This window comes from Robiginitalea sp. (genome assembly GCF_049588695.1).
In the GTDB taxonomy this organism is placed as follows: Bacteria; Bacteroidota; Bacteroidia; order Flavobacteriales; family Flavobacteriaceae; genus Robiginitalea.
The window spans coordinates 1-3,539 of the sequence record NZ_JBAVZJ010000308.1; the positions used below are offsets into that span (position 1 = coordinate 1).

Annotated in this window: 3 protein-coding genes; all 3 read left to right on the forward strand. The window is 49.4% G+C overall.

Annotation, left to right across the window (positions count from 1 at the left end):
- Nucleotides 1-531 (forward strand): gliding motility lipoprotein GldH (locus WBV75_RS07590; RefSeq protein ID WP_424120028.1); only part of this gene is annotated, 531 nt, incomplete at its 5' end.
- 3 nt (nt 532-534) lie between these two features.
- A complete protein-coding gene (locus WBV75_RS07595) occupies nt 535-2,874 on the forward strand; it encodes a penicillin-binding protein 1A (protein WP_424120029.1) in 2,340 nt (779 codons plus the stop codon).
- A 48-nt stretch (nt 2,875-2,922) separates the two neighbouring features.
- The coding region (locus WBV75_RS07600) for a CoA transferase subunit A (RefSeq protein WP_424120030.1) at nt 2,923-3,539 on the forward strand (617 nt) is incomplete at its 3' end.

Below are 3,539 nucleotides of genomic sequence, written 5' to 3' on the forward strand. Positions count from 1 at the left end.
GGAATAAACGCCGAAACAAAGGGAATAATCGAAAAAGAACATCCAGAAATGCTTAAATCGCTGTTTATATGTTGCGGGCTCGTCCTTTTTGTCTCCTGCACCGATCACCTCGCCTATTCTAAGGTGAAGTCTACTGCCAACGGTCAATGGAAGAAAGAGGGCGTTATGGAATTCACCTTAAGTGAGATGGATACGACCCTGACCTATGACATGTTTATAACCCTTCGCAACGATCAGGAGTATCCGTACAACAATCTTTTCGTGATTGCGGAGTTTACATCTCCGGAGGGTGCCTCTGAGCGTGACACCCTGGAATACCAGATGGCCGATGCCATGGGAAACTGGTTGGGGTCGGGCTACGGCAGCGTTCGGGAAAACAAATTATGGTATAAAGAAAACATCGTTTTTCCCAATACTGGCGTATATACTGTTACCGTGGCACATGCCATGAGAAAGAATGGCAGTACGAACGGACTTGAGGCACTTCCGGGCGTACTGGATATTGGCCTTCAGATTGAGAAGAACCCGTAGACAATGGCAACAAAGAAAAAACCAAAAACAAATTCTTTCAAACCCTTTATAAAGGCGTTCTGGATCCTCTTTTTTGGGGGTGTCCTGGCCCTGGCCCTCGTATTTCTTTTAGCGTCCTGGGGTGTTTTCGGGGAAATGCCCACGTTTGAAAGACTGGAGAATCCCCAGACCAACCTGGCCACCGAAATCATTTCATCAGATGGCCAAACCCTGGGTAAGTTTTTCCTCGAGGATAACCGTACCGATGTACCCTATTCGGAATTGCCGCAAAACCTGGTCCAGGCCCTTATAGCTACTGAGGATGCCCGCTTTTACGACCATTCGGGTGTAGACGCCCGGGGAACTTTAAGGGCAGTGCTTTTTTTGGGTACCCGCGGTGGAGCCAGTACGATTTCGCAACAGCTGGCCAGACAGTTATTCGTAGGCGTACGTTCAAAGAACGTGGCTGAAGCTGTAGTTCAAAAGGTTAAAGAATGGGTGATTGCTACCCGTCTGGAACGCAATTACACCAAGGAAGAAATCATTTCCATGTACCTGAACATTTATGATTTCGGGTACAATGCAGACGGTATTCGATCGGCCGCAAAGATCTATTTTGGCAAGGAACCAAAGGATTTGAAAACAGAGGAGTCTGCCTTATTGGTAGGCATGTTAAAGAACTCTTCCCTGTACAATCCCATCCGGAGGGAAGAACTTACCGTAGAGCGCAGAAACACTGTTTTGTCTCAGATGGAGAAATACGAGTATATCTCCGAGGCCGAACGAGATTCATTGATTGGGTTAAAATTGGATATCAACTTCAATCCCGAAAACCACAGGGAAGGATTGGCGACCTATTTTAGAATGTACTTGCAGGGTTGGCTTAAGGACTGGGTTTCCAAAAACCCAAAACCGGCTCGGGAAGGGGAACGAGACACCTGGAACATTTATCTGGACGGCCTGAAGGTGTACACAACTATAGACTCCCGGATGCAGGCCAATGCCGAGTCTGCGGTACAGGACCATATGAAGCGTTTGCAGGCTGAGTTTTTTGTTCAGAATACCCCGGACCGCAACCCGACAACCCCATTTCTCGATATCTCTTCGGATGAGATCCGGGGAATTATGACCCGCGGGATGAAATCTTCGGAACGCTGGAGGGCGATGAGCAGGGAAGGAAAGTCTGAAGATGAGATTCGGGCCTCTTTCAACAAACAGACGGAAATGACTGTTTTTGACTGGAATTCCCCCGGGATGGAGAAGGATACCGTAATGACCCCACTGGATTCCATACGGTATTACAAAACCTTCCTCAGGTCGGCCATGATGTCCATGGAACCCCAGACGGGGCATGTTAAGGCATGGGTAGGGGGTATCAATTACCGCCATTTTCAATACGACAATGTCATACAGGGGTCCCGACAGGCCGGGTCCACCTTCAAACCTTTTATTTACGCAGCGGCTATTGATCAATTGCGCAGATCGCCCTGCGACACCCTACCGGACACCCAATACTGCATTGAAGCGAATAAATACGGGAACCCCGAGCCCTGGTGCCCTAAAAACTCAAATGGAATGTATTCCGGACAGAGCTACACCTTAAAACGGGCACTCGCCAACTCCGTGAATTCCGTTACCGCCCAATTGATTGATGAGGTCGGGCCCAAACCCGTTGTGAGTATTGTCAAAAATCTCGGCCTGACCAGCGAGATCCCAGAAGTGCCTTCCATTGCCCTTGGGACTCCTGATTTCAATGTCTATGAAATGGTGGGCGCCTATGGTGCCTTTGCCAACCAGGGGGTCTATGTAAAGCCCGTAATGGTGACCCGTATCGAAGATAAAAACGGGACAGTGCTATACGAGTATACCCCGCAGACCAAAGATGTACTGAGCCAGGATGTGGCTTACGCCATGGTCGATCTCTTAAAGGGGGTGACACAAGGGGGCTCCGGAACCCGACTCCGGCATACTTTTGCAAAAGAGAACCGGGTGTATAAAGAAATTATGACGGGGTATCCCTATGAGCTGACCAACCCTATCGCAGGAAAAACAGGAACCACACAAAACCAGAGTGACGGATGGTTTATAGGAATGGTTCCTAACCTTGTCACCGGGGTATGGGTTGGCGGCGAGGAACGCGCGACGCATTTTAAGACCATTTACTATGGGCAGGGCGCCTCTATGGCCCTTCCCATTTGGGGGCTCTATATGAAGCAGAATTATGAAGATCCTGAGCTCGGGGTTTCTATGGCGGACTTTGAAAAACCCGAGGAATTAACCATTCGCGTGGATTGCAATAAACCTGTGGAGGAGGAAGAAGAAAATCAGGAATTGGAAGACGACCTGGAAGGGTTGGATTTCTGACAGACCTTTGGGGAGGCCGCCCCCGTCAGATTCAAAATACGAAAGACTATGATCCGGAAAAAAGTAGCAAATGCCCGGGAGGCACTGGAAGGAATTGAGGATGATATGACGCTGATGCTCGGCGGTTTTGGCCTTTGCGGAATACCGGAGAACGCCATTGCCGAGTTGGTCCGACGTAACGTTAAGGGCCTCACCTGCATTAGCAACAACGCCGGAGTAGATGATTTCGGGCTCGGATTACTACTTCAAAAACGTCAAATACGAAAAATGATTTCTTCCTATGTAGGGGAGAATGATGAATTTGAAAGGCAAATGCTCAGCGGAGAACTGGAGGTGGAGCTCACCCCCCAGGGAACCCTGGCAGAAAAGTGTCGGGCAGCTCAGGCAGGGATCCCTGCGTTTTTTACCCCTGCCGGTTTTGGGACAGAGGTAGCCGAAGGGAAGGAAACCCGGGAGTTTGAAGGGAAAATGTATGTTATGGAACGGGCTTACAAGGCAGACTTTGCCTTTGTCAAGGCCTGGAAGGGTGATGAGGCCGGAAACCTGATTTTCAGGGGTACTGCCCGAAATTTTAACCCCTGTATGTGTGGAGCTGCGCAAATTACTGTGGCCGAAGTCGAAGAACTGGTACCCGCCGGCACATTACCCCCCAATGAGATTCATAT

What these genes read in the sequence shown, in the direction of transcription:
- WBV75_RS07595 (WP_424120029.1), top strand. Translation starts at nt 535, where the DNA reads ATGGCAACAAAGAAAAAACCAAAAACAAATTCTTTCAAACCCTTTATA.